General features: G+C 66.0%; 20 protein-coding genes. 8 read left to right on the forward strand and 12 right to left on the reverse strand.

Features of this window, described 5'->3' with window-relative positions; all coding sequences use genetic code 11:
* Nucleotides 1-130: 130 nt before the first annotated feature.
* Nucleotides 131-2026: a hypothetical protein gene (locus ACMGEZ_RS02640; protein ID WP_436820683.1), complete on the reverse strand. Its 1896-nt coding sequence runs from the start codon at nucleotides 2024-2026 to the stop codon at nucleotides 131-133.
* A 371-nt stretch (nucleotides 2027-2397) separates the two neighbouring features.
* Here ACMGEZ_RS02640 and ACMGEZ_RS02645 point away from each other — a divergent pair, with 371 nt between their 5' ends.
* The gene (locus tag ACMGEZ_RS02645) at nucleotides 2398-3291 is read left to right on the forward strand and encodes a LysR family transcriptional regulator (protein WP_436820684.1); all 894 of its coding nucleotides are present in this window, start codon (nucleotides 2398-2400) and stop codon (nucleotides 3289-3291) included.
* Nucleotides 3288-3527 (forward strand): hypothetical protein, encoded by a 240-nt coding sequence (locus tag ACMGEZ_RS02650; RefSeq protein ID WP_436820822.1) that lies wholly within the window; start codon nucleotides 3288-3290, stop codon nucleotides 3525-3527. Before ACMGEZ_RS02645 ends, ACMGEZ_RS02650 begins: the two co-directional genes overlap by 4 nt.
* 298 nt (nucleotides 3528-3825) lie before the next feature.
* Here the strand turns inward: ACMGEZ_RS02650 and ACMGEZ_RS02655 are convergent, their stop codons facing one another.
* Both ACMGEZ_RS02655 and ACMGEZ_RS02660 read right to left on the reverse strand, forming a co-directional pair.
* Nucleotides 3826-4287, reverse strand: a complete 462-nt coding sequence (locus ACMGEZ_RS02655; protein WP_436820813.1) for a carboxymuconolactone decarboxylase family protein — start codon at nucleotides 4285-4287, stop codon at nucleotides 3826-3828.
* 3 nt (nucleotides 4288-4290) lie between these two features.
* Complete coding sequence (locus ACMGEZ_RS02660; protein ID WP_436820685.1) at nucleotides 4291-4707, reverse strand: cupin domain-containing protein; 417 nt, start codon at nucleotides 4705-4707, stop codon at nucleotides 4291-4293.
* A gap of 87 nt (nucleotides 4708-4794) precedes the next feature.
* Here ACMGEZ_RS02660 and pdxR point away from each other — a divergent pair, with 87 nt between their 5' ends.
* A complete protein-coding gene (pdxR, locus tag ACMGEZ_RS02665) occupies nucleotides 4795-6249 on the forward strand; it encodes a MocR-like pyridoxine biosynthesis transcription factor PdxR (RefSeq protein WP_436820686.1) in 1455 nt (484 codons plus the stop codon).
* On the opposite strand, the gene ACMGEZ_RS02670 is transcribed toward pdxR, so the two are convergent.
* A complete protein-coding gene (locus ACMGEZ_RS02670; RefSeq protein ID WP_436820687.1) occupies nucleotides 6215-6811 on the reverse strand; it encodes a GNAT family N-acetyltransferase in 597 nt (198 codons plus the stop codon). The genes pdxR and ACMGEZ_RS02670 overlap by 35 nt on opposite strands.
* A gap of 32 nt (nucleotides 6812-6843) precedes the next feature.
* A complete protein-coding gene (locus ACMGEZ_RS02675) occupies nucleotides 6844-7422 on the reverse strand; it encodes a TetR/AcrR family transcriptional regulator (protein ID WP_436820688.1) in 579 nt (192 codons plus the stop codon).
* Nucleotides 7423-7627: 205 nt separating this feature from the next.
* Here ACMGEZ_RS02675 and ACMGEZ_RS02680 point away from each other — a divergent pair, with 205 nt between their 5' ends.
* The 3 genes from ACMGEZ_RS02680 to ACMGEZ_RS02690 all read left to right on the forward strand — a co-directional run bounded on the left by ACMGEZ_RS02680 (nucleotide 7628) and on the right by ACMGEZ_RS02690 (nucleotide 10459).
* On the forward strand, nucleotides 7628-8416 hold the full coding sequence (locus tag ACMGEZ_RS02680; RefSeq protein ID WP_436820689.1) for an SDR family NAD(P)-dependent oxidoreductase: 789 nt from the start codon (nucleotides 7628-7630) through the stop codon (nucleotides 8414-8416).
* A 77-nt stretch (nucleotides 8417-8493) separates the two neighbouring features.
* A complete protein-coding gene (locus ACMGEZ_RS02685) occupies nucleotides 8494-9495 on the forward strand; it encodes an NADP-dependent oxidoreductase (protein WP_436820814.1) in 1002 nt (333 codons plus the stop codon).
* A gap of 160 nt (nucleotides 9496-9655) precedes the next feature.
* Nucleotides 9656-10459 (forward strand): class I SAM-dependent methyltransferase, encoded by an 804-nt coding sequence (locus tag ACMGEZ_RS02690; RefSeq protein ID WP_436820690.1) that lies wholly within the window; start codon nucleotides 9656-9658, stop codon nucleotides 10457-10459.
* Nucleotides 10460-10493: 34 nt separating this feature from the next.
* Here ACMGEZ_RS02690 and ACMGEZ_RS02695 read toward each other — a convergent pair whose 3' ends face one another.
* The 7 genes from ACMGEZ_RS02695 to ACMGEZ_RS02725 form a co-directional block, all read right to left on the reverse strand.
* Entirely contained in the window at nucleotides 10494-11174 is a 681-nt protein-coding gene (locus ACMGEZ_RS02695; RefSeq protein WP_436820691.1) for a Fe2+-dependent dioxygenase, read from the reverse strand.
* Between the two features lie 90 nt (nucleotides 11175-11264).
* Nucleotides 11265-13568: a catecholate siderophore receptor Fiu gene (locus ACMGEZ_RS02700; protein WP_436820692.1), complete on the reverse strand. Its 2304-nt coding sequence runs from the start codon at nucleotides 13566-13568 to the stop codon at nucleotides 11265-11267.
* Between the two features lie 232 nt (nucleotides 13569-13800).
* Nucleotides 13801-15189: a sulfite reductase subunit alpha gene (locus ACMGEZ_RS02705; protein ID WP_436820693.1), complete on the reverse strand. Its 1389-nt coding sequence runs from the start codon at nucleotides 15187-15189 to the stop codon at nucleotides 13801-13803.
* Nucleotides 15190-15196: 7 nt separating this feature from the next.
* Complete coding sequence (locus ACMGEZ_RS02710; protein ID WP_436820694.1) at nucleotides 15197-16234, reverse strand: FAD:protein FMN transferase; 1038 nt, start codon at nucleotides 16232-16234, stop codon at nucleotides 15197-15199.
* Complete coding sequence (locus ACMGEZ_RS02715; protein WP_436820695.1) at nucleotides 16231-17040, reverse strand: DUF4198 domain-containing protein; 810 nt, start codon at nucleotides 17038-17040, stop codon at nucleotides 16231-16233. The genes ACMGEZ_RS02710 and ACMGEZ_RS02715 overlap by 4 nt, the downstream gene beginning before the upstream one ends.
* Nucleotides 17041-17088: 48 nt before the next feature.
* Nucleotides 17089-17616 (reverse strand): DUF2271 domain-containing protein, encoded by a 528-nt coding sequence (locus tag ACMGEZ_RS02720; RefSeq protein ID WP_436820815.1) that lies wholly within the window; start codon nucleotides 17614-17616, stop codon nucleotides 17089-17091.
* 34 nt (nucleotides 17617-17650) lie between these two features.
* Nucleotides 17651-18310 carry a PepSY-associated TM helix domain-containing protein gene (locus ACMGEZ_RS02725; RefSeq protein WP_436820696.1) on the reverse strand — a complete coding sequence of 220 codons (660 nt, stop codon included), beginning with the start codon at nucleotides 18308-18310 and terminating at the stop codon, nucleotides 17651-17653.
* 743 nt (nucleotides 18311-19053) lie between these two features.
* On the opposite strand from ACMGEZ_RS02725, the gene ACMGEZ_RS02730 reads away from it, so the two are divergent.
* Together ACMGEZ_RS02730 and ACMGEZ_RS02735 are read left to right on the forward strand one after the other, a co-directional pair.
* Nucleotides 19054-21510: a hypothetical protein gene (locus tag ACMGEZ_RS02730; RefSeq protein WP_436820697.1), complete on the forward strand. Its 2457-nt coding sequence runs from the start codon at nucleotides 19054-19056 to the stop codon at nucleotides 21508-21510.
* Between the two features lie 255 nt (nucleotides 21511-21765).
* On the forward strand, nucleotides 21766-24066 hold the full coding sequence (locus ACMGEZ_RS02735; RefSeq protein WP_436820698.1) for an NADP-dependent malic enzyme: 2301 nt from the start codon (nucleotides 21766-21768) through the stop codon (nucleotides 24064-24066).
* Nucleotides 24067-24113 lie beyond the last annotated feature (47 nt).

The raw sequence follows: 24113 nt of genomic DNA on the forward strand, positions 1-24113 counted from the left end.
GTCCGTTCAACGTGACACGTTCCACTATCGCGGCTGCTTGGACTTGGAAAACATACGTGACCGGCGACGAGAAGAAGGAGCTCCAGGAGCACGGCCTGATCTCCTGACGCCGGCGCAGTGCCGCGCCGGATCAGATCAGTTCGGCATCGGCAGGGGGCGACTCGATCGGCGCCGTGTTCCATTGCAGGCGCAGGCTGTCGTCCAGGTGGCCATCGCCGAGGATGGAGAGATCGCTGCTGAGCGCGATCTTTTTTGCCGGCAGGGGGATCGTCGCCGCCGCGCCCATGACCTCGAAATCCTGCGGGCCGTCCAGCAGGCCCAGCGCCGAGGCGAACGGCTCGGTGGACCTGCAGCCGTGCTCCACGAACGGTCCGGCGTTCGCACCCATTGCCAGGCCCATGGCGCCGAGCTTCGTGTCGGTATCGATCCGCAGGTACGTGAAGATCACGCGGTCGCCGGCGCCGGGCTCCTGCATCAGCTTCACCTGCGAGGCGAAGCTGGCCTGGCCGCTCCAGGTGATGGTGCAGTCCGGCGCCACGGGGAAGGAGCCTCCCGCCGCGAGCTCCATGAAGGATTCGTAGGTGCCGATGGCGTAGCGCACCGGCCGCTTCACTTCCTCGCCGCAGGTGTCGCGCACTGGTCCCACGTCGGCGCGCCATCGGGTGCGTATCGGGCCGTCGACCGCCAGGCTCGGGTAGTTCTGCCTGAACCAGTGCGTGTCGATGCGCATGTTCCATTGGCTGATGGTGCGCCGGTTGCTCTGGTCGGCGCCCAGCTCCACCCAGACCGGCCCGTGCGAGCCCGTGCCCACGCGCGGCAGGTCGCACACGATGAGCTCGTGTTCCCAGCGCGTCACCTGGCGCTCCGACCCGTTGACGAAGACCTTGCCCTGCGTGCGGCCGAAAGCGCCGATGAGGTTGATCTGGTCGTTCAGTTCGTCGACCTCGACATGGTGAATGGACGGCGAGAGGATGTGGCTGACCGCGCTGCGCGGATTGGGCTTGGCGATGAAGTACGCGCCGACCTTCGTGCCGGTGTCGTGATTGAGGTTCTTGCTCTGCATATGGGCGATCACTTCTTCGCCCGTGAAGGCGCGCTGCTTCGGCGTCTGCGGCTTGAAGAGGTTGGCGCCCAGCATCCGGTCGACGCAGTACTTGGGTATGTCGAAGGCGGCCGGCGGCGAGCAGATCTCCGTCCAGCCCAGGTACAGGCCCGCGCCCTTGCGGTGGCAGGCGATCAGGAAGTCGATCACCCAATTGTTGTTCGCGCTGTTGGCGCTGTTGCAGGCATTGATGATGACGACGCTGTCCTGCGCGAATTCCCAGTAGGTATCGACGAAGTTGGCGGTGATGCCGTAGCGCGTATCTTTCAAGGCGACTTCTTCGCCCTTGCTGTCCACCGTGGCGAGCCCGTTGTATGCCGTGAAGTAGGTCAGGCGGAAGGCGGCGAGATCGGCCTTGAAATCGGGCTGGGCCTCCAGTGCCGTGTCGATCAGCGTGGACGACTGGATGGAGTACATCTGCGGTGTGCTGTCGTCCTGGTAGCGCGTGCGCTTCACGCCGCCATGGGTGTTGATGTAGAAGAAGCCGTCCCCTTTGATCTGGCGCAGCGTGGTGATGTGCGCATCGCCTTCGACGCCCGGCTGCAGTGTGTAGTCGTGGGACCTGAGCCAGCCGGACATCTCCGCGATGGCAGGCTGGCCGTCGAAAGGCGTTAAGAAGGAGTGCATCAGCCGCGCCTTGCGCGAGCTGGGCAGCTCCGGCGGCTTGGCGGCCAGCACTCCGGCCGTCTTCTGGTTCTGGCTCTCCCTGGTTTCGGCGGTCGGCGCCGAAGTGCCGGTGGGCTTGAAGTTGTGCGTGACCATGTGCACGCGGCCATCGACGAAGGTGCCCCAGGCCGTCAGCGAGCTTTCGTCGATGCCGGTCTCCGCGTAGTTTCGGTCCTTCGCCATGATCGCCGTCAGCTCGGTGAGGTAGGCGATCGGTTCGAGCTTGCGCGATTCGAGATCGGCGCACGCTGCCTCCACGGCGCGGATACTGGCAAAGCGGCTTGAGGACGCGAGTTCGCTGTCTGATCCAGTGTCTTGTCCGTAGGCCGGTCCGTACGCGTCGCCGCCTCCACCGCCACCACCGCAACCGACGAGAAGCGAGGGCGCGCCGAGCCATAGCGCGGCGGTGGATGCGCGGCCGAGGAAGCTGCGGCGACCGGGGGAAAGGGCCAGGGAACGGGAGGAGGAAGGCGCGGGTAGACGGCGTTTCTTGGATGTCATCGTTGAGGTGCAAGAGGCGGCCGGCTCGCATTTGCAGGTGGCCGGCGGGCGCAACGGCTTGTTGCGCCCGCGACTGTAGGGAGCGCTGGCCGGCCTTGGAATTGCGTTTTTTGTGATACCTTTTTTGGATGACCAGACCCGTCACCGTCCGCCAGATCCGCTACTTCCTGGCCGTCGCCGAAGAGTGCAACTTCAGGCGCGCCGCCGAGCGCCTGGCCATCACGCAGCCGCCGCTGTCGCGGCAGGTCGCGGAGCTGGAAGCCGAGCTGGGCGTGCAGCTGCTCGAGCGCGACACGCACGGCGTGCGCCTGACCAGCGCCGGCGAACTGGCGATGCGCAGCTTCGCGGAACTGATGCACAGCTTCGACGCCGCGCTCGAGCACGTGGCCCAGGCCGCGAACAAGCTGCCCCGCCTTCGCCTGGGGGTGCTGAACTGGGTCCATTTGCGCCGGCTGCCTGCGATGGAGCGCAGCCTGGTGGAGGCGGGGCATGCGAGCGGGATCGACGTGCAGACGACGACCACGATCGCCGCCGCCTCGGCGCTACGGCGCAACGAGCTGGACGCCGCCATCGTGCTCTGGCCGGCTTCGATGTATCGCCTGCGCGGCGACCTGGTCGACCAGGTGCCGCTCGTGGCCTTCGTTCCGGCGACCTCGGAGCTCGCGCGCCAGCGGCGCATCGCGGTGCGTGACCTGCAGTCCCTGGCGCCGTTCTTCCGCTTCAGCCGCAGCGTCAACACGCGCATGTACGACGAATTCACGCGCCAGTACGCAGCGCATGGCTTTCGTCCCAAGGTGGAGGCGCCGGCACCCGATCCGCTGCACGTCTTCGCGCAGATCGGCACCGGCCGCGGCTGCACCTGCCTGCCCGCGCCTTTTGCGCTGCATCGCTATGCGGGCGTGCAGCCCAGACCGCTGCGAGAACGGATCATGGTGCCGCTGGTGGTGCTGACTTCGTCACGCGTCACGCAGGAGTTGCACGACGCATTGGTCAAGGGCGCAACCCGAATGCTCAGCGAATGATCTTTCACTGCCGCGGGGTGGCTGCGGCCGTCGCCAACGCGATCTACAACGCGACCGGCGTGCGTGTGCGCGACTATCCGGTCGACATCCAGCAGGACGACACCTTCTTCCTCTGCAACACGGGCCGGTTCAAGCTGCGTACCTTTGCTGCGGGAAACGGCGAGCTGATCTACTACCGGCGCGCCACAACGGATCCGTGCCCATTTAGGGCCGAGCCGAGCAGATACATGGCATGACTGGAGTCTCCCCCAGACGATGGAGTCGCCGATTACTGCGGCGTTGATGAAGGTCCGCAGTTGACCGCAACCCGAAACAGATGCGTTCAGGCAGGGGACTCGACTTCCTGCGTCTGGGCATGGGGCTCCTCGTTCTTGTTGGTGCCACTGCGCAACATGTGGCTCGAGGGACTCTAGCCGCCGGCTGAACGACGACGGTGCTGTGTTCGACGAGGAGGCGCTGGATTTAGTGACTTCTGCCGCAGAACCAAGGCGAGCGCAACCGGCGGGCCCGCGGCAAAAGAAGTAGTCCCCAGCCTTAGCCTTTCGCCGCCAACGCCGAGTCAGGTGCACGCCGAAAGCTGATCGCGAGCCGGTTGTAGGCATTCATCAACCCGATGGCCATGGTCAGGTCAGCGAGTTCCTTCTCGCTGAATACCTTGGCCGCTGCGTTGAAGTCGTGCTCCGGCACGTGCGTGTCCGCCACGCGCGTAACGGACTCGGCCCAGGCAAGCGCAGCCTTTTCTCGTTCACTGAAAACCGGCCCCGCCTCATGCCAGGCTTGCACGAGCGCAAGCTTCGTCGGCGTGACGCCCTTCTTGATCAGGCTGGCGGTATGCATGTCGAGGCAGTAGGCGCATCCATTGATCTGGCTCACGCGCAGATAGACCAGCTCGACAAGGGTGTCGTCCAGGCCCGACTGCACGACGTAGCCGTACACGCCGCCAAACGCCTTGACACCGCCAGGGGATGCCTTCGTGTAATCCAGTCTCATGTTGATCCTTTACTTGTCGTTGATGGTCAGTTCCTTGTCGTCGCTGTCGACGACAAACACGGCGAGCAGCTTCGCGGGGTGCGCCTTGCTCGCGTTGCGGCTCACCGGATGGCGCGATCCGGGCAGTTCGTGGAAGCTCTCGCCCGCCTTGTAGACGCGCTCGGGTTCGTCGTTGACCTTGCTGACCACGCTGCCGGAGACGACGTAGGCGTAGATGAAGGACGACTTGGCATGGGTATGCGGATGCGAGCCGCCTCCAGGCGGATAGAGGACCTCCAGGGCAATGAGTGACTTGCCCGGGATGTTCGGGATGGCGGTTGCGAACTTCGGCACCACCGTGTCGCCGCGGCCGTGGGCTGCGGCGGCCCCGGCGACGGCCAGGCTCGTAGCCACCACGGCAACTGAGAGAATGCGATTCAGGTTCATGTTTAGCTCCTTGGTGCCTGGAATCATGAGGGCGTCGAAGGCCAAGAAAAAGAACCAAAAACGTCGATTTCCAATGCACCAGATGCGATGACCCTCCTGGATCTGAAGCTAGACCGCGCCTCGAGAATTTCGTTGGCAGAGCAGATTCGGCTGGGCGTCGCCGTCGCGATCCAGAACGGGGTCCTCGTTCCCGGTGCCAGGTTGCCGTCGTGGGTAGACCTGGCTGCGCAACTCGGCGTGGCGCGCGGTACCGTCAAGGCTGCCTATGAGCGGCTTGCCGATACCCAATTGATCGTTTCCTCTCGAGCCGAAGGGACGAGAGTCGCCAATCACGTCCCCGCCGCCCGACCGGCCGCGGAACGCGCACGCTCGATCGAGACGGACCTGGCATCCGCCATCTATCAGCACTTCATGCCAGGACCTGCGGTCTTTCAGATGGGCGTGCCGGCATCGGACTGCTTTCCGGATACCTTGTTCGCACGGCTGCGATCGCGTGCGGCACGCGATGAAGTCGAAGCACCGGCGAGCTATCGAGACCCTCGCGGCGAGCATGAGCTCCGACGAGAGATTGCGGCCCACCTGGCCTTGTCACGCGGCATCGAATGCAAGCCATCCCAGATCTTCATCTCGGCCGGCTTTTCAGGAGCGCTCGGCGTCGCACTGCGAGTGCTTCAGGCCGAAGGCCGCAAAGCCTGGGTAGAGAACCCCGGCTTTCTCCTCAGCCGCAGGGCGCTGGAGATCGCGCGGCTCAAGACAGTCCCGGTCCCCATTGACGAAGAAGGTCTTGATGTCCGCTACGGGGAGCTGCATGCTCCCGATGCGGCGTTGGCCTTGGTGACCGCAGGACAGCAGGCCCCCTTGGGGCCGACACTGTCGCTCGCTCGCCGCGTGCAACTCCTCGACTGGGCAAGACGCGCCGACGCATGGATCATCGAGGACGACTACCTGGGGGAGCTCCAGCTGAGACGCCGAGCGGCGCCAGCCTTGGCCTCGCTGGACAGATTGAGCCGGGTCATTCATATCGGCTCGTTCAGCAAGACGATCAGCCCGACGCTACGGCTCGGGTTTGCCGTCGTTCCCCCGTCCCTCGTCACTCGTTTCGACGAAGCGGTGGCCTGTCTGGGCAGCGCGCCTGGCCCGGCTGTGCAAATGGCGATCGCCGAGTTCATGCGTGGCGGTCACTACATGCGGCACCTGCGTCGCATGAAGCGCATCTATGGCGACCGAAGCAACGCTCTCCTTGCCGCCCTCGAGGCGCGAGGGATCGAGGCGTATCCGTCCGGGTTGGCGGTGGTGGTCAGGCTCCCCGATGGCGCCGACGACAAGGCGGTCGCCCGGGAGGCCTACGCGTACGGGCTTGCGCCAGCACCGTTGTCCATTTGGTATTGCTCGCCCTCCACGCAGCGGTCGGGACTGCTGCTGGGTGTGGCGACATCCATCGAGCGGCAGCTTCCGAATGCCTGCGACCGCCTGCAAAGCCTGATGGCGAAGTTCGCCTTAGCAGGTGTCAGGGTCGGCGGGGCTTGCGGAGCATGGGCGTGATGAGCGGTGCCGAGCCCACCTGGATCTCGCCTATCACCTCGAAACCATGGCGCTGGTAGAACGGGATGTTCTCCGGCTTCGATGCCTCGAGATATGCCAGTGATCGTTCCTCGTCGCAGCGGGCGAGAGCGTGGCGCATCAACGCCGCCCCGATGCCTTTTCCCTGTGTGTTCGGGTCGACGCCGATCTGGGGCAAGTACCAATGAGCTTCTCGAGGATGCGACTGCTCCATCTTCTCGAAGGTGGCCAGCAGATCGTCCATGTGTTCAGGCTTGGCTGTGTCATGGAACACCTTTGCGAGCGCCTCGCCGTTCGGCTCCACGCCGGGAGGCAGCCAGAGTGCGGCGCCGCAGAAGTCCACGGACACATAGGCCGTTCCATGCTGGAAACAGCTGCCTGCGAACTCGCCAGAGGCCACGGGCATGGCCGAGAGATAGTCGTGCGGCGAAGGCCACGCGAATCGCGCAGGCGGGTCTGTGAGGAATGCAGCCACGATGGCTGCGACGGCGCGCGGAATCTCATCGGACGTGGCACTGCGGATCTCGATCGACGGCTGGATCATGTCGTTCTCCTCATGTCTGAGAACCGGAAGAGTCAAGAGGCGGAGGATAGCCTCGACAGGACTGCGGCGCGGCAGACATCCAAAATTTCATCGGCGAGTGATGAGTCGTCAGGACACGCCCGCGACAGCACTATGGCGCCGATGACCTGCGCAAGGACTTCGATCTGCTTGGCGCGCACGTCGCCGCCCTGATCGCCTTCTTCTGGCGCGTCGAACTGGTTTCCCAAGGTCGCCAGCATGTTTTCAAGGCCGGTCGCGAAAGCCGTCCTGACCGGCTCCGGCTGACGCGCAGCATCTCCGCACAGTGCGGCCATCGTGCAACCGTCACCAGCAGCATCGCGGTGCTCACGGGACAGGTAGTGCTTGACGAACTTCACCGCATCGACGCCTGCGGCCTTGGCGGCCGTCTGCTCAAAACCACAGGTCGCCGCTTCCGCCATCAGTTCGGTTTTGGACGAGAAGTGCTTGTAGAACCCGCCGTGTGTGAAGCCTGCGCCCGCCATCAAGTCTGCGATACCCACTCCGTCGTAGCCTCGCTCGCGAAACAGCGTGGAGGCGGTCTCGATGATGCGCGCCCGGTTCGCCTGTGCCTGCGCTTTGGTGACCTTCATGTCCAGGATCTCTCTAGATGTCCCATCAGGGAAGGCATCAATATACATTGATGTTACTCATCATCAAAACCCTTGACTTTAAAGATGATGGGCAACATCATTAGATCTCCCCGACGGCACAGCAGACGGTTCCAGCGTCGGTAGTCGTCCTTTCCATGCTGCCTGTCGCAGCATGGGCTCATCCTTTCGATCGAGAGCAAACCACATGACTTCCCCTTCCACTGTTCTCATTACCGGCGCCTCGACCGGCATTGGCGCGATCTATGCCGAGCGCTTCGCACGCCGCGGCCACGACCTTGTGCTGGTGGCACGCGACAAGGCGCGGCTGGAGACGCTCGCTGCGCGCCTGCGCGAGGAGACCGGCGCTGCCGTCGATATCCTTGCGGCCGATCTGACCAAAGCCGGCGACCTTGCCGCAGTCGAGGCGCGCCTGCGCGAGGACGCCAGGATCGAAACCCTGATCAACAACGCCGGGGCCGCGCTGTCCGGGCAGTTCATCGACCAAACGACAGACGAAGTCGCTCGCCTGATCACCCTCAACACCACCGCGCTGGTCAGGCTGGCCAGTGCCGTCGCCCCGCGCCTCGTGCGGGCCGGCAAGGGCGCGATCGTCAACATCGGCTCGGTGGTTGGCCTGGCGCCCGAGTTCGGCATGTCGGTCTACGGCGCGACCAAGGCCTTCGTGCTGTTCCTGTCCCAGGGGCTGAGCCTGGAGCTCACGCCCAAGGGTATCTATGTGCAGGCGGTGTTGCCCGCCGGAACCCGTACCGAGATTTGGGAACGCGCGGGCATGGATATCAGTGCGATGCCTGATCTGATGGCCGTGGAAGAGCTGGTGGATGCCGCGCTTGTCGGATTCGACCGCTGTGAACTCGTGACCATCCCGCCGCTGCATGATGCCGCGCGTTGGGAGGTGCTGAACGCGACACGTCAGACCCTGATCGCAGACATCCGGCAGGCGCATGTGGCAGAGCGCTACCGAACCGCCGCCTGAACCGGCAAAAAAGCTCAGAACCGAAGGAACAGCACATGACCATCAAAGGCACTGCTCGCGAGCAAGAACAGCCCCACATGAAAGCCTTCATCATCGATCGCTATGAAAAGCAGAAGGCTGGCCGCATTGCCGAAATGCCTGAACCCGAGGTGCGGGACGATGACGTCCTGATCCGGGTCCACGCGGCGAGCATCAATGCCCTTGACTCGAAGATCAAGAGCGGCGAATTCAAGTTGGTTCTTCCCTACCGCCTCCCGCTGATCCTGGGCAACGACGTGGCCGGTACGGTCGTGCGGGTCGGCGCTCTCGTTCGCGGCTTCAAACCGGGCGACGAGGTCTATTCGCGCCCCGACGATGATCGCATCGGCACCTTCGCCGAGTTCATTGCCGTCAAGGCGTCGTCGCTGGCGCTCAAGCCCACCAATCTCAGCATGGTCGAGGCCGCCTCCGTTCCTCTGGTGGCCCTGACCGCTTGGCAGGTGCTGGTCGAAACCGCCAAGCTGAAAAAGGGACAGAAGGTTCTGATCCATGCCGGCTCCGGCGGCGTCGGCACCATCGCCATCCAGCTTGCGAAGCATCTGGGGGCGTTCGTTGCCACGACGACCAGCACGGCCAACATCGCCTGGGTGAAGGCCCTGGGCGCGGACCTCGTCATCGACTACAAGCAGCAGGACTTCGCCACGGTGCTTCGTGACTACGACGTCGTGCTGAACAGCCTCGGCAAGGACGAGCTGAACAGATCCCTCCAGATTCTCAAGCCGGGCGGGCATCTCATCTCCATCTCGGGGCCGCCCACCCCGGCGTTCGCCGTCGCGCGAGGGCTGGCCTGGCCGCTCAGGCAAGTGCTGCGCCTGTTGAGTTTCGGCATCAGGAACAAGGCACGGAAGAACGGCGTCCAATACACCTTCGTCTTCATGCAGGCCGATGGGGCGCAGTTGCGCGAGATCAGTGCCCTCATCGAGTCAGGCACCATCCGCCCGGTCGTCGACAAGGTATTCCCGTTTCAGGACACCCACAAAGCTTTGGCTTACGTAGAGAGTGGGCGCGCCAAGGGCAAGGTCGTGGTGCAAGTGGGGTAGCTGCCGCTTGCCTGCGCTTGCGTCTTCGCTCGGTGGCGTTGGCGTCGTTTACCCGACCGCTGCGCCGGTAGCGTCTGCGAATGGGGTGGCACTTGCCTTCGATGCTGCAATGACTAAAGTTCCTTCTTGTCCGCGATTCGCAAGCGCCAAGGAGGACGGTATGAGCCAGGATTCCATTGCAGAGTTGAAGCAGCGGCAGCGCGAGATGTGGGCGTCCTTTGCGCCCACGGCCACGTTCACCACGCCGGTGGCAGGCCACCTCGTGAAATTCGCCCACATAGCCCCCGGCGATGACGTGCTCGACGTGGGCACCGGAACAGGCGTCGTGGCGATCACGGCTGCGCGCATCGGCGCGCAGGTCCGGGCGCTCGACCTGACGCCCGAGCTGCTCGAGCAGGCGCGCGAGAACGCGCGCGTCGCCGGCCAGGAGGACATCGTGTGGACCGAGGGCGACGCCGAGCAGTTGCCCTACGCCGACGAGTCCTTCGACGTCGTGCTGAGCCAGTTCGGACACATGTTCGCGCCCCGGGCGGAGGTGGCCATAGGGGAGATGCGCCGCGTGCTGAGGCATACGGGACGCATTGCATTCGCCACCTGGCCGCCGGAGCACCTGATCGGCAGCATGTTCGCCCTGGTGGGCCGCCACTACCCACCCCCGCCGCCCGAGGCCTCGCCGCCTCAGCTGTGGGGCCATCCCGAGACGGTGGCGGTGCGTTTGGGCATGCAGTTCGAAACGCCCTTCTTCGAGCGCGGCACCATGGCCTTTCCGGCGCTCAGCATCGAACACTACCGCGTGTTCATGGAGCGCTCGGTCGGCCCGATACAGAAACTGTTCGAGCGCCTTTCGAGTGAGCCCGCGAAGCTCGCCAGCTTCAAGGCCGAGTTCGACGCTTTGGTCGCGCCGTACTACGCCGAGAACGTGGTGCGCCAAGACTATCTCTTGACGCGCGCGCAGGCACGCTAGTCGAGGCCTCCGGCGGGAGAGCCAGGCTGGGCGCTCACACCTCCGCCCACATCCTCAGCAGGTTGTGATAGTGCCCCGTCAGCGACACCGTCTCTTCGCAGTCGCCCACCCGGGCGCGCAGCTTCTGGATCGACTGGTCCAATTCGAACAGCATCGCGCGCTGCCGGTCGTCGCGCACCATGCTCTGCACCCAGAAGAAGGAACAGACGCGCGCGCCGCGGGTCACCGGGTGCACGCGGTGCAGGCTGCTCGAGGGATAGAGGATGAGGTCGCCGGCCGGCAGCTTGACCTCGTGCGTGCCGTAGGTGTCGACCACCTCGAGGTCGCCGCCGTCGTACTCCTCGGGCTCGCACAGGAAGAGCGTGCATGAAAGATCGGTGCGCAGCTGGATGTTGCTGACCGGCACCGAGCGAACGGCGCCGTCGATGTGCAGCCCGTAGTTCTCGCCGCCCTCGTAGCGATTGAAGAGCGGCGGCACGAAGCGCAGGGGCAAGGCGGCGGAGAAGAAGAGCGGGTTCTTCGACAGCGCGGCAAGGATGGCCTGGCCGAGCTCGCGGCCGACGGGCGACAGCTCCGGCAGCTGGCGGTTCTGCTTGACGCGTGCGCCCTGGGGGCCCACGGTCTCCCGGCCGTCGACCCAGTCCGCGGCATCCAGCGCGGCGCGCATGCCGCGCACCTGCTCGGGCGTGAGGACGCCAGGCACATGCAACATCATCTGAGGGCCTCCAAAAGAAGGAAAGAACCCCGGCCTTGCAGCCGGGGCTCCGAGTGTCGCACCGCGAATGCGTGCAACGCGGCGCGGCGATCAGAACTTGAAGTTGGCAGACAGCAGCGCCGAGCGCGGCGTTCCCAGCACCAGGCGGTTGCCGGCATTGTTGACGCGCGCCAGGTAGAACTTGTCAGTCAGGTTGTACAGGTTGAGCTGCACCGAAACGTTCTTGTTGATCTCGTAGCCGATCATGGCGTCGAACACCGCGTAGCTCGGGATCTCGGGGAAGAACGATGTCGGCGTTGCGGCCGCGTTGCTGGTCGCGCGCTGCTGCGTCGCCACGTAGCGCGCGCCGCCGCCGATGGTGAGGCCGTTCTGGAACTTGTAGCTGGTCCACAGCGTCGCGGTGAGCTTGGGCGAGTAGCGGACCTGCGCGCCCTGCTGGGTAGTGCTGGTGCGCGAGCCTTCGAGGATCTCGGTCTCGATGTGGGCGAGGCCGGCGATCAACTGCCAGGCCGGCGTGATCTGGCCGACCGCGCTCAGCTCCACGCCCTGGACGCGGGTCTTGCCGTACTGCTCGAAGTTGCCGAAGGTGTCGACCTGGACCTGCTCGTTCTCGTTGGTGGTGCGGAAGAGCGCGCCCGCCAGCGCGAGACGGCCATCCAGCACATCCCACTTGGTGCCGATTTCCGCGGTCTTGGACTTCTGCGGATCGAGGTTCAGGTTGTTGATGTTGGCGGTGGCCGTGGTCTGGAAGGCGAAGTTGCCGCCGGGCGGCTGTGCGCCGGTGGCGTAGGCGGCATAGATGCTGCCGTTGGGCGCGGGCTTGTAGACGAGGCCGATCTTGCCGGTAATGAGGTTGTCCGATTTTTCCTGCGTCATGGCCGTCTGCGCACCGCCCACGGTGGTCGGCGCATTGAGGCTGAAGTAGTCGGTGCGGTAGTGCTCGAAGCGCAGGCCGCCGGTGAGCAGCCATTGCTCGTTGAACTTCATGGTGTCGAAGACGTAGGCGGCGGCGGTGGAGGTCTTGCCCTCCACCGATGCGCCGGTCGGCAGCACGGGCACGAACGGCCGGTAGATGTTCGGCAGGTACATGCTGTTGTAGGCCTGGAAGGTGCCGCTCACCAGCTGGCCGTTGGTCCGGTTGATGAGGGCGGCCATCGTGCCGTTGTCCTGCTCTTCGCGCGTGAGCTCGATGCCGGCGTTGATCGTGTGCTTGACGGACCCGGTCGCCAGCTCGGCAGTCAGGTTGGTCTGGTTGGTCAGGATCTCGTTGCGCTGCAGCTTGCCCTGCGGCGCCACGCGGGTCGACCAGGTCAGCGGGTTGAAGACGTTCGGCGTCAGCGGGCTGTTGCTGAGCACGCCGGTGAGCACGAGGTCCTGGTCGGTCTTGCCCCAGCGCGTGAGGTTGCGCAGCCTGAGGCCGTTGCCGAAGTCATGGTCGACGCGCGCGGTGAACATGTCGGCCTTGACGTTGTCGTGGTCCGACAGGTAGCCGTAGTAGTTGCGGGTGTCGACGCGCGGCCCGTTGCCGCCCCGCGCTGCGAGCTGCGAGAGATAGAAGCCGTCGAGGCCGATGGTCGGCAGGCCGCCGTCGGGGCGGTTCTTCTGGTCGATGTGCTGGTACTGCAGGATCACGCGGGTCGGCGTGTTCAGGCCGAAGGCGATCGAAGGCGCAACGCCCCAGCCGGTGTTCTCGACGTAGTCGCGGCCGACGACGCCGCTGTCCTGCTTCATCACGTTCAGGCGGAAGGCCATGGAGCCGGACTCGTTGAGCACGCGGTTGAAGTCACCGGTGACGCGCTTGTAGTCGCCGCTGCCGATGCCGACGCTGCCGGTGAAGAAGTTCTCGGCCAGCGGCACCTTGCTGACGAGGTTGATGTAGCCGGTGGGCGCAGTGCGTCCGATGTCGGCGCTGGCCGGGCCCTTGACGACTTCGACCGACTCGACATTGAACATGTCGCGGGTCACGGTGCCGATGTCGCGCGCGCCGTCGATGAAGACGCTGCCTGAAGTGTCGAAGCCACGCAAAAAGACCGCGTCGCCCGTGCTCGTGTTGCCGTTCTCGCCCATCTGGAAGGTGACGCCGGGCGTGTTGCGCAGCGCTTCCGTCAAGGTGGCGGCGCCCTGCTCCTGCAGCACTTCCTTCTTGATGACGGTGATGGTCTGCGGCGTGTCGACCAAAGGCTCGCTGAACTTGGGCGATGAAACGCGGTCGGCCTTGAAGCTGTCGGCGGTCGCTTCGACCTGCACCTCGCGCAGGGTGGAAGCCGAGGCGCCGCCCGCTGTCTGCGCCGAGGCGGGCACGGCAAAGGCCATCAAGGTGGCCGCTGCCGCTGCCGTGCCGAAGGGGGGAAGGCCGCGCGCGACTGCGTGCTTGCGGCTCTTGATATACGCCATGAAAGGATCCTCCAGATTGAAATTGACGAGAACTTCACTGGCGGGTCCGGCGCCGCGCACGTCAGGCCTGTGCGGGCGGATTGGCTGGCTCGTTCCTTCGCGCGATGTGCCGCGCGAATTCAAGGTAAATGATAACGACTATCAATAACAAAGTTCACTTATGTACACATTCGCAACACGATTGCTTCGCATTGCGTTGTCCCATCGCAACGTGGCGGGCTCCAGGCAGGGATCAGTAGACATCGCGCCGGTATCTCCCGGCAGCGGCAATTTCATGCAGGCGATCGCGGCCAAGGATCTGGCCTAGCGCCGTGTCCACTCCCGAGGCCATGCCCTGCAGGCTGCCGCACACGTAGAGCGCGGCGCCGCGCTCGACCCAGGCGCGCAACTCCTCCGCGGCCCGGAAGAGGCGGTGCTGCACGTAGCGCCGCTCGCCGTGCAGCGATTCCTCGTCGCGCGAGAACACCATGTCCAGCCGGGCGAGCGCTCCGGAGGCGAGCCAGGCTTCGAGTTCGTCGCGGTACAGGAAGTCATGTCGCGCGCTGCGCTCACCGAACACCAGCCAGTTGTCGTGCAGGCCGCGGGCGATGCGCTCGCGCAGATGGCTGCGCAAGCCTGCCAGGCCTGTGCCGTTGCCGATCAGGATGAGCGGTCGCTCGGCGTTGCCGTTCAGGCGGAAGTTGCCGTGCGGGCGCAGGCGCAGCATCACTGCATCGCCCGGCGCCAGGGCCGCAGTGAGCAGGCCGGATGCGGCGCCGAGCGTGCCGTCGGGGTGCTGCTCCTGGCGAACCAGCAGCTGCAGTTCGCCATCGGCCGGGATCGAGGCAATCGAGTAGTCGCGCGGGCGTTGCGGGTCGGAGGCCAGCCGGATCTGCGCCAGGTCGCCGGACGCCCAGTGCGGCAGCGCGCCGCCCGACGGGGCGAAGGCCAGATGGAAGACCGGTGCGCCGGCGCTTCCCGCATTGAGCTGCGTGCGCGCCTCCAGCCGCCATGGCCGGAAGTCATCGTCGGGAGGCGCTTCGCTTGCGGTGATGGCGCCCTGCCCCTGGCCCTCGTTTTTCCCCTGCCACTGTTCGCGCCAGCGGGCCATCGCGGTGTCGTCGCCGTTGTCGACGTCGATCCGCTCGAAGGCCGGCACGGCGCCGCTGTCGCGCAGCCACGCATCGAGGCGGCGGCCGAAGCCGCAGAAATGCGCGTACTGGCGGTCGCCCAGCGCGAGCAGCGCGTAGCGCAGGCCCGACAACTGCGCGCGCGCTTCCATGATCCGCTCGACGAAGGCGCTGGCGCCATCGGGCGCATCGCCTTCGCCGTAGGTGCTGGCCACGAACAGCGCGCGCGGGGTGGCCTGGAGGGTGGGCAGGTCCAGCTCGTTGAGCGACATCACGCGCACTGCCGCGCCCCGGGCATGCAGCCAGCGCGCGGTCTGCCAGGCGATGGCCTCGGCCTGGCCCGTCTGCGTGGCGTGCAGCACCAGCATCGGTTCACCGGCGGCGGCGAGCGAGGCCGCGTCGGCCACCAGCGCCTGCGCGCGCCGGCGCTCGCGCTGCCAGATCGCGGCGCACAGGGCACCGTAGGCGAGGACCGACGCGGTCGCCGCGAGCTGACGCCAACCGTCGTCCATCAGTCCATCAGTCCCGGTGTGCCTTCTTCCAGGCGGTGCTGGCGCGCCACTCGAGCCCTTCGGCCCCGCGCACGCTGAACAGCGCGGCGATGTCGTGGGCATCGGCAAAGCGCAGGCCCTCGTCGGGCCCGAGGACCGTGAGTACGGTGGCCAGCGCGTCGGCCTGCATGCACTGCGCGTGCAGCACGGTGACGCCGGCCAGTGCCGGCCCCACAGGCTGGCCGTTGCGCGGATCGATGCTGTGCGACCAGCGCCGGCCCGCATCCTCGCGCACGTGCCAGCGGTCGCCGGAGGTCGCGACCGCCATGTCGGCCAGCGGCACGCGCAGCGCCGCACCCGTGCCCGCATCGACCTGCACCTGCCATGGCAGGCCACCGGGACGGCGGCCCGCGCCGCGCAGCTCGCCGCCGACCTCGAACAACAGGTCGCGCAAGCCGAGCGCGCGCAGGGCCTCGACGCCTTGGTCGACCGCGAAGCCCTTGGCGATGCCCGACAGGTCGAGCACCACTCCGCCGGGCTGCAGCACGCTGGCATCGCGGGGTTCGAAGCACAGGCGCTGCCACCCCACGCGCGCGGCGGCATCGGCCAGCGTGTGCGCATCAGGCGCGGCGGAAGCGGCCTCGGGGCCGAAGCCCCAGCAGGCCACGAGGGGCGCGACGGTCGGGTCGAGCGCGCCGCCGCTGGCGCGCGCCCATTCGAGCGCGCAGGCCAGCACGGTGGCGAACCCGGCAGGCAGGCGGTGGCGCGATCCGGCCGGTGCGCGGTTGAAGCGGCTGATGTCCGAGTCGGGCTCCCAATGGCTCATCTGTGCCACCACGCGGTCGAGCGACTCGTCGACGGCCGCGCGCACCTCGTCGAGCGCGAGCATGCGTGGGTTGTCGAAGCGCAGCGACCAGGTGGTGCCCATGGTGCGCCCTTCCAGGCGCTGCAGGCTGGACGGATCGGCGCGGCGCGGCATCGCCGCGGCGGCATAGCCATCGGCCAGCCGGCATGCGAACGAAGGCGCCGGTGCGGGCGCGGTGCCGGCAGCGGTCGCGGGGCTCAAGGCGCCACTTCGAGCGTGGCCGCGTAGCTCAGCCGGCGCTCCTTGGCCTGGGGCACGGTGGTCTTGTCGTCGCGCGTGGAGGCGTCGAGCCAGTACATGCCGGCGCTGGGCCAGGTCACGCTGAACTGGCCCTTGTCGTCGGTCTTGAGCTTGACCTCGCTCAGCTTGTCGCGGTACTGCGTGTTGCCGGCGGTCACGGTCACTTCGAGGTCCTTGGCGGGCTGACCGTCGAGGCGCAGCACGAAGGTCGACTTCTCGCCCTTGACCAGATCGGTCGGGCTGCCCGTGCTCACGAGTTCGAGGCCCTGGCCGATCGGCTTGAGCGCACTGGGCTTGCCGACGGTGACGAAGGTTTCGATCCGGCCTGCCGATTGGGTGATGTTCACGTCCGTCGCATCGGGCGGGATCTCCTTGCCGATGGTTTCGGGCGTGCCGCGCGCGCGCTTGTTCTGGCCGGTGGCCTTGTCTTTCCAGCTCGCAAAGACGCCGTTGTTCAGCACGGCGATGCGGTAGGTGCCCGCTTGCGCCACGGGCACGTCGAACACGCTGCGGTGCTTGAGCCTGGCTTCGTTCTCGGGCTTGATCTGGCTGCCGTCGGGCGCGACGATCTGCAGGCCGTCCAGCCGCAGCGGCGCATGGTTGGCAACGAACAGGTCGTTGGACACCGCCGCATCGACGGTGATGGTGTCGCCCTTCGACAGCACGGTGGTGGATGGCAGCAGCCAGGCGTTGTGGGCCTGCACGGCAGGGACGGCGCACGACAGTGCGAAAGCGATGGCGGCGAGGCGCAGGGCAGGCTGGATCATGAAGACTCCTCTCGTTTGAAGAAATTTTTGGTGGGCTGCTGCGGCCAACTACGGCTTGAGCTCGAGCCGGATCTCTCCGAGCTCTTCCTTGCCGGCGGCGACCGGCTGCGCCGCACTCGCCGGCGGCCACTGGAACGGGATGCTCACGACTTCGCGGCCACCGACCTCGCGCGCTGCCTCGACGACGAGCTTGTATGCGCCCGGCGCAAGCTTGGGGAGCGCGCCGCTGCCTTCCGTGAAGCTCAGTTGGTGCTTGCCCGCCGGCTTGGTGGCGCTGGTCACGCCGTCGACCGGCACCGCCAGCTCGCGGCCGCCCCGCCGCCACCACTGGCGCAGGTCCTTGAGCCATTTCGTGCCCTCGCCCTCGGGGTTGTTGGTCTTGGTGCGCACGTCGTACCAGACCGCCAGCGTCGCGGCCAGCGTGTTGTCGGGCCGCTCGATCCACGCCGCCACGTAGGGCCGGTGGTATTCCGCGGCATTGAGGCGCGGCACCTCGATGTTGAGCCCCAGGCTCGCCGCCAGTGCGGGCGCCCCGAACAACGCCGACATGGCAACGGGCGCGAGTGAATAGCGGATGTGCACGAAAAGACCTTTCTTCTTCGGGTTTCGATCAATGAATAAAGAGGAGCGCGAGGAGGAAAGGCGCCAGCAGCCCCATCGCGACCATCGGCCAGGTGAAGGGCCGGTTGCCCGCGTGCATCTTGAGGATGAGCAGGCCGGTGATGGAGAACAGCAGCGCGGCCGCCGCGAAGATGTCGATGAACCAGCTCCAGGCCGCGCCGGTGTGGCGCCCCTTGTGCAGGTCGTTCAGGTAGGAGATCCAGCCGCGGTCGGTCAGCTCGTACTCGGCCTCGCCGTCCTCGAGCCCGACGCGCAGCCACGCGTCGCCGCCCGGGCGCGGCAGCGAGAGATAGATCTCTTCCTGCGACCACTCCGCTTCCTTGCCCGCGGTGTCGACGCCCCACTGCGCCTGCAGCCAGCGCTGCAGCTCGACCGGCAGCTCGGCCTTGCCCTTGGCGGTCTTCGCGATGTTCGGCTGCAGGCCGGCCAGCTGTCCGCGCAGCGCGGCATCGATGGTGGCCGCCTTGTGCGTCACCGCCGGGCGCGACTCGATCTGCGAGGCATGGTTGAGGGTGATGCCGGTAATGCTGAACAGCAGCATGCCGATGAGGCACAGCGCCGAGCTGACCCAGTGCCATTCGTGCAGGGTCTTGAGCCAGTAGGAACGGCGTCGAGAGGGGGTGGCGGCAGTGGTGGCGGAAGCGCTCATTGGAGGGCGCATTGTAGCCACACAAATGAGAATCACTGTCATTTGGGCGCGCCAGCGGGCGTCGCGCCGGTCGACTCGCTCGTGCGTTCACCAGCCTGATTGGAAATCAGGGGCTCTCTAACTCTTTCAACTTAATTTGGATCCGGGCGTTTTCGGTGGGCCAAAAAAACGAGCCTAACGTACCCGAAATAGTTATTAAGCCGAATTGTTTCATTGAGGAAAATTTCGATTTGACGCTGGGGAAGACGTGAAGTTGTGCCTGTCTTCGGGCATTTGTCTTACGCAAATTCGAGGCGTTGGCTGACAATAGATCCGTCCGAAAACTATTGACACGAACAAAGGCAACACGATGAAGAATTCTCTCGCAGCCACTCGCAGCGACTAGGCGCAGTCAATGCAGTCGACTTAAGTATTCAACTAAGCCGACGGCAAGTCCGGTTACAGCGGCCCCAGGCCCGCACCCCCGCACAGGGTCGAGCACAGACAACGTGCCACATCCCTTTAGCCCAAGCGGCAATTAGCCGCCCCCTTTCCATCATTTATTCAGCAATTTCTTTTGCGCCCTTTTAGAGGCGCAGGGGATTTCTTTTTTCTCGATTTAGAGATTGACCAGGAGATTCGGCGTGAAAAGGATCGACAAATGCACGCTTCTGCTCGCTGTTGCAGCAGGTGCACTCGCAGGCTGTGGAGGGGGCGGAAGCGGCTCCGGCGGCGGTTTCGCTGTTACTCAGGGCACGGATGGCTTGACAGTTGCGCCGGCCGCAACGTCGGCACCGACCACCGAGTCGACGCCTGCCCCGGCGGCGGCGCCCGCGGCAGCCAAGGAGGCTGTGCTCAGCAAGCTCGACTCCAGTTGGGTCAAGGTCGCCGAGGAAGGCCAGACCTTCCAGTTGTCCTCATCGAAGCTCGTGCAGTACGGCGCGAATTCGGGCTGGACCAGCAAGGATCTCTCCGGCACCGTGACCTGCGACAACGCCACCTTCGGCCGCGATCCGCTCGAATACGTGGTGAAGGCGTGCTATGTGCAGCCCGCGCCTGCCGCCGGAACCGTGCTCGCCCAGGAAGGTGCCTCGTTCACCGTGCCGGCGCCCACATTGGTGAAGTACGGCGCCGACTCGCGGTGGATCACCAGAGTGGTCACCGGCACGGCCGCATGCACCAACACCTTCTTCGGCGGCGATCCCGCGTTCATGACGGTGAAATCATGCGTATCGGCTGGCCCTGCGCCTGAGCTCGACTCGCCCACCAAACCCGCACCCGCTCCGCTTCCGACAGCCCCCGCTCCGGCTCCCGCCCCGGCTCCCGCACCGGCTCCGGCGCCCACGCCCATCGCCGGCGACGTGGTGGACAGCTCCGGCGCCATCGTGGCGAGCGCCTACGCCAGTCTCGCCTACAAGTACGGCCAGGCCGAGGGCGTGGCGTACCGATTCGGACCGGCGGCGACCCGCACCGGCGTCAACACGCTTCCTCTGCGGGGCGACGTCGGCGCAATCACCCACAGCGTAGGCAATAACCTCTTCTACCAGCTGGGTGCCGAGAACAACTCCGCGTACAACTTTTATGTGAGCATCCACGCCGCGGCGATCGGCACGCCCGCCAGCGGAAGCTCGCTGTCGAGCTCGGTGGCGTGGTTCCAGTCGCAGGCGACCGACCGCGTCACCTTCATGCAGCGCCCGCAGCTGCTGTGGCAAGACAAGCGCCTGCTGCCCACCGCGATCGACAGCTACTACGCCGCGGGCGTGCTGTCGCCGAACGACCCTGCAGACCTGCCCATCGTCGAAGACCGCGGCGAAAACGCGGCGGACAGCCCGTCGACGCGCCTCTCGCTGATCGCGACGCAGGGCAGCCCGACGAAGCCGGCAACGATCTTCACCGTCGGCACGTTCACCGCGCAGAACCGCGCCAGCGTCAAGCTGGCCCTCGGCAAGGTACCGACCGCCATCTCCGTCACCGGCGGCGGCGAGTTCGCGTTCGTGACGGTGTGGGACACCATCAACCACAAGGGCCAGGTCGCGGTCATCTCGCTCGGCGGCAGCTGCGAGCGCTGCACGCTCGACGGCCCGAAGTACGACTGGTGGCACGACTGGATGGACATGGTCCACCCCGGCTTCTTCAACCAGGGCAACTACATCTTCATGAAGGTGCTCGGCTACGTCGACCTGCCTGCCAGCATGAAGGCCCCGACCTCCATCAAGGTGACGACCGGCATGCACCCGTATGCGGCGGTCGTGTACACCAGCGGCGGTGGCCTGTCGGGCATGGCGAAGGAAGCCTCGCCGATGGCCAACAACCGGGCGAAGCTGCTGCCCGGCGGCGAGTACTACGAGCGATACGCCAAGGGCGGCATCGCGGTGGTTGCGTCGAAGTCGGAAAAGACCGTCGCCTTCGTGGACCTCGGGCCCTTGTTCAAGTACACGAACGAGATGTACCTCGGCAGCGCAGCGAGCAACCTGGAAACGCAGAACGTCGGCCTTGCCGCCAACCAGTGGCCCTACCTGCTGGCCGATCGGCCGCAGGCGACGCCGACCGTCATCAAGACGATCACGCTGGCCGACAAGCCCACGAGCGTGCTGACGACCTCGACTTACAACTACTGGAGCAAGGACGACCGCCGCCGCATGGCGCCGCCGAACGACATGTACTGGGAGGCGAACCCGCACCATGCACGCGCCTGGGTTGCCACCGAGAACGGCAAGGTGCACATGTACTCGCTGGGCGCGTATGTGCAGGGCCCGAAGCCGGCCGCCGGCACGCCCGCCGAGATCGCGCAAGTCGGCGTCATGACAGGCCTTGGCAGCAACATCACGCACCTCGCTGCGGCCAAGGACTACCCGGGCCAGGCCGATCCGATCAACACGATGCTGATCTTCACCGATCGTGCCAATCGCAAATGGGGCTGGGTGAAGTTCGCCGCCGACGGCAACAGCGGCACCATCCTGCGCACGATGGAGGACTCGCGCGTCGACCCGGTCATGGTGACGATGTCCGACAACTACTCCACGCAGGGCAACATCGTCAGCGTGGCGAACTACAGCGGCCAGAGCATCGACAACTACCGCTTCGGCGACCTGATCTATCCCGACAACAACTTCTGTTCGGTGGCCGGTGTCTGCCCCACGCTGGCACCCAACGGCGAATACGCCGGCAAGCTGGCGCTGCCCTTCAAGCCCTTCGCGGTGCACTCTTCGAACGTGCCGTGATGAACTGAGCGAACGTGCCGTGCCGCGCTGAGTTCAGCGTCACACCAGGCCCCTGCTTCGGCTGGGGCTTTTTTCATCGCCGGGGCGCCCCAAGATGAAAAGCACCCCCTCGGGGGCAGCGACCACACGACGTGGGGGCCCTTGTCTTTGGGTCGGCACGACCATCATCCGGCAGCCCTTGCGTTCGTGCTTTCACTGCACGAGCAGCCCGGGCTTTTGGAGTAGCCTCTGCTCATCAGAACGAAGGAGACTCTCATGGCCGCCTCCCTGTCCCCCGCAGAAGAAGCACTGCGCGATGCAGCCCGCGAATACCACCGCTCCCCCGTCAAGGGCAAGATCTCGATTTCCCCGACCAAGCCGCTGCTGAACCAGCGCGACCTGTCGCTGGCCTACTCCCCCGGCGTCGCCTACCCTTGCCTCGACATCGAGGCCGACCCGGCGAAGGCAGCCGAGTACACATCGCGCGGCAACCTGGTCGGCGTGGTCACCAACGGCACGGCGGTGCTCGGCCTGGGCAACATCGGCCCGCTCGCCGCCAAGCCGGTGATGGAAGGCAAGGGCTGCCTCTTCAAGAAGTTCGCCGGCATCGACGTGTTCGACATCGAGCTGGCCGAATCCGACCCCGACAAGCTGGTCGAGATCATTGCCTCGCTGGAGCCCACGCTGGGCGGCATCAACCTCGAGGACATCAAGGCGCCCGAGTGCTTCTACATCGAGCGCAAGCTGCGCGAACGCATGAACATCCCCGTGTTCCATGACGACCAGCACGGCACCGCCATCATCTCGGCTGCGGCGCTGATCAACGGACTGGAGCTGGTCGGCAAGAAGATCGAGGAAGTGAAGATAGCCGTCTCGGGCGCCGGCGCCGCCGCCATCGCCTGCCTTGACGTGATGGTGGGCATGGGCGCCAAGCCGGCCAACATCTTCGCGGTCGATTCGAAGGGGCTGATCTACATCGGCCGCCCGGGCGGATTCGACGACTCGAAGTCGCGCTACGCCCAGGCGGACACCGGCGCACGCACGCTGGCCGACGTGATGAAGAAGGCCGACGTCTTCCTCGGCTGCTCGGCGCCCGGCGTGGTCTCGCAGGACATGGTCAAGAGCATGGCCGACCAGCCCATCATCCTGGCGCTGGCCAATCCCGAACCCGAGATCCGGCCCGAGCTGGCCAAGGAGGTGCGGCCCGACTGCATCATCGCGACCGGCCGCTCGGACTACCCGAACCAGGTCAACAACGTGCTGTGCTTCCCCTACATCTTCCGCGGCGCGCTGGACTGCGGCGCGAGCAAGATCACCGAGGAGATGAAGCTGGCCTGCGTGCGCGAGATCGCAGAGCTGACCAAGGCCGACATCAGCGAAGAGGTGGCCACCGCCTACCAGGGCCAGGAGCTGGCCTTCGGCCCCGACTACATCATCCCCAAGCCCTTCGACTCGCGGCTGATCCTGCGCATCGCGCCCGCGGTTGCCAAGGCGGCCCAGGACTCGGGCGTGGCCACGCGGCCTATCGAGGACCTGGAGGCCTACCGCCAGAACCTGGCGCGCTTCGTCTACCAGACCGGCATGTTCATGCGGCCGGTGTTCAGCGCCGCCAAGATGGCCAGCGCCAAGCGCGTGGCCTACTGCGAAGGCGAGGACGACCGCGTGCTGCGTGCCGCCCAGCTGGCGGTCGACGAAGGCCTGGCCAAGCCGATCCTGATCGGCCGCCCGGCCGTGATGGAGACCCGCCTCAAGAAGGCCGGCCTGCGCATCCGGCTCGGCACGGATGTCGACGTGGTCGACCCCGAGGACGACCCGCGCTTCCGCACCTACTGGGAGGCCTACCACAAGGTCATGGGCCGCCGCGGCATCACGCCCGAGGCATCGAAGGCGATGGTGCGGCGCTCCAACACCACCATCGGCTCGCTGATGGTCCACCTGGGCGACGCCGACGCGATGCTGTGCGGCCTGGTCGGCCGCTTCGACAGCCACCTGAAGATCCTCAACCAGGTGCTCGGCCTGAAGCGCAACGCCCCGGGCTTCGCGACGCTCAACGCGATCATGCTGGAGAAGTACACCCTCTTCATTGCCGACACCAACGTGCACGAGGACCCGGACGCGCAGGCACTGGCCGAGATCGCGGCGATGGCGGCCGAAGAGGTTCGGCGCTTCGGCCTGCCGCCCAAGGTGGCGTTTCTTTCGCACTCCAACTTCGGCTCGTCGGAGCGCAGCTCGGCGCGCAAGATGCGGATGGCACGCGACCTGTTCGCGAAGATGGCGCCCGACGTCGAGTGCGACGGCGAGATGCACGGCGACGCCGCGCTGTCCGAGACCATCCGGCGCAACGCGCTGCCCGAGACCACGCTCAGCGGTTCGGCCAACCTGCTGATCTGTCCCAACCTCGATGCCGCGAACATCCTCTTCAACGTGCTGAAGATGACCGGCGGCAACGGCGTGACGGTGGGCCCGATCCTCATGGGCACGAACGGCTCGGCGCACATCCTCACGCCTTCGGCGACGGTGCGCCGGGTGCTCAACATGACGGCCCTGGCCGTGGCCAACGCGAGCTCGGCCAAGTAGCCGCGCACCATAATGAGCGCCCTGCCGCGGTGCACGCGCCAGGGCGT

The organism is Variovorax stachyos (assembly GCF_051400855.1).
GTDB lineage: Bacteria > Pseudomonadota > Gammaproteobacteria > Burkholderiales > Burkholderiaceae_C > Variovorax.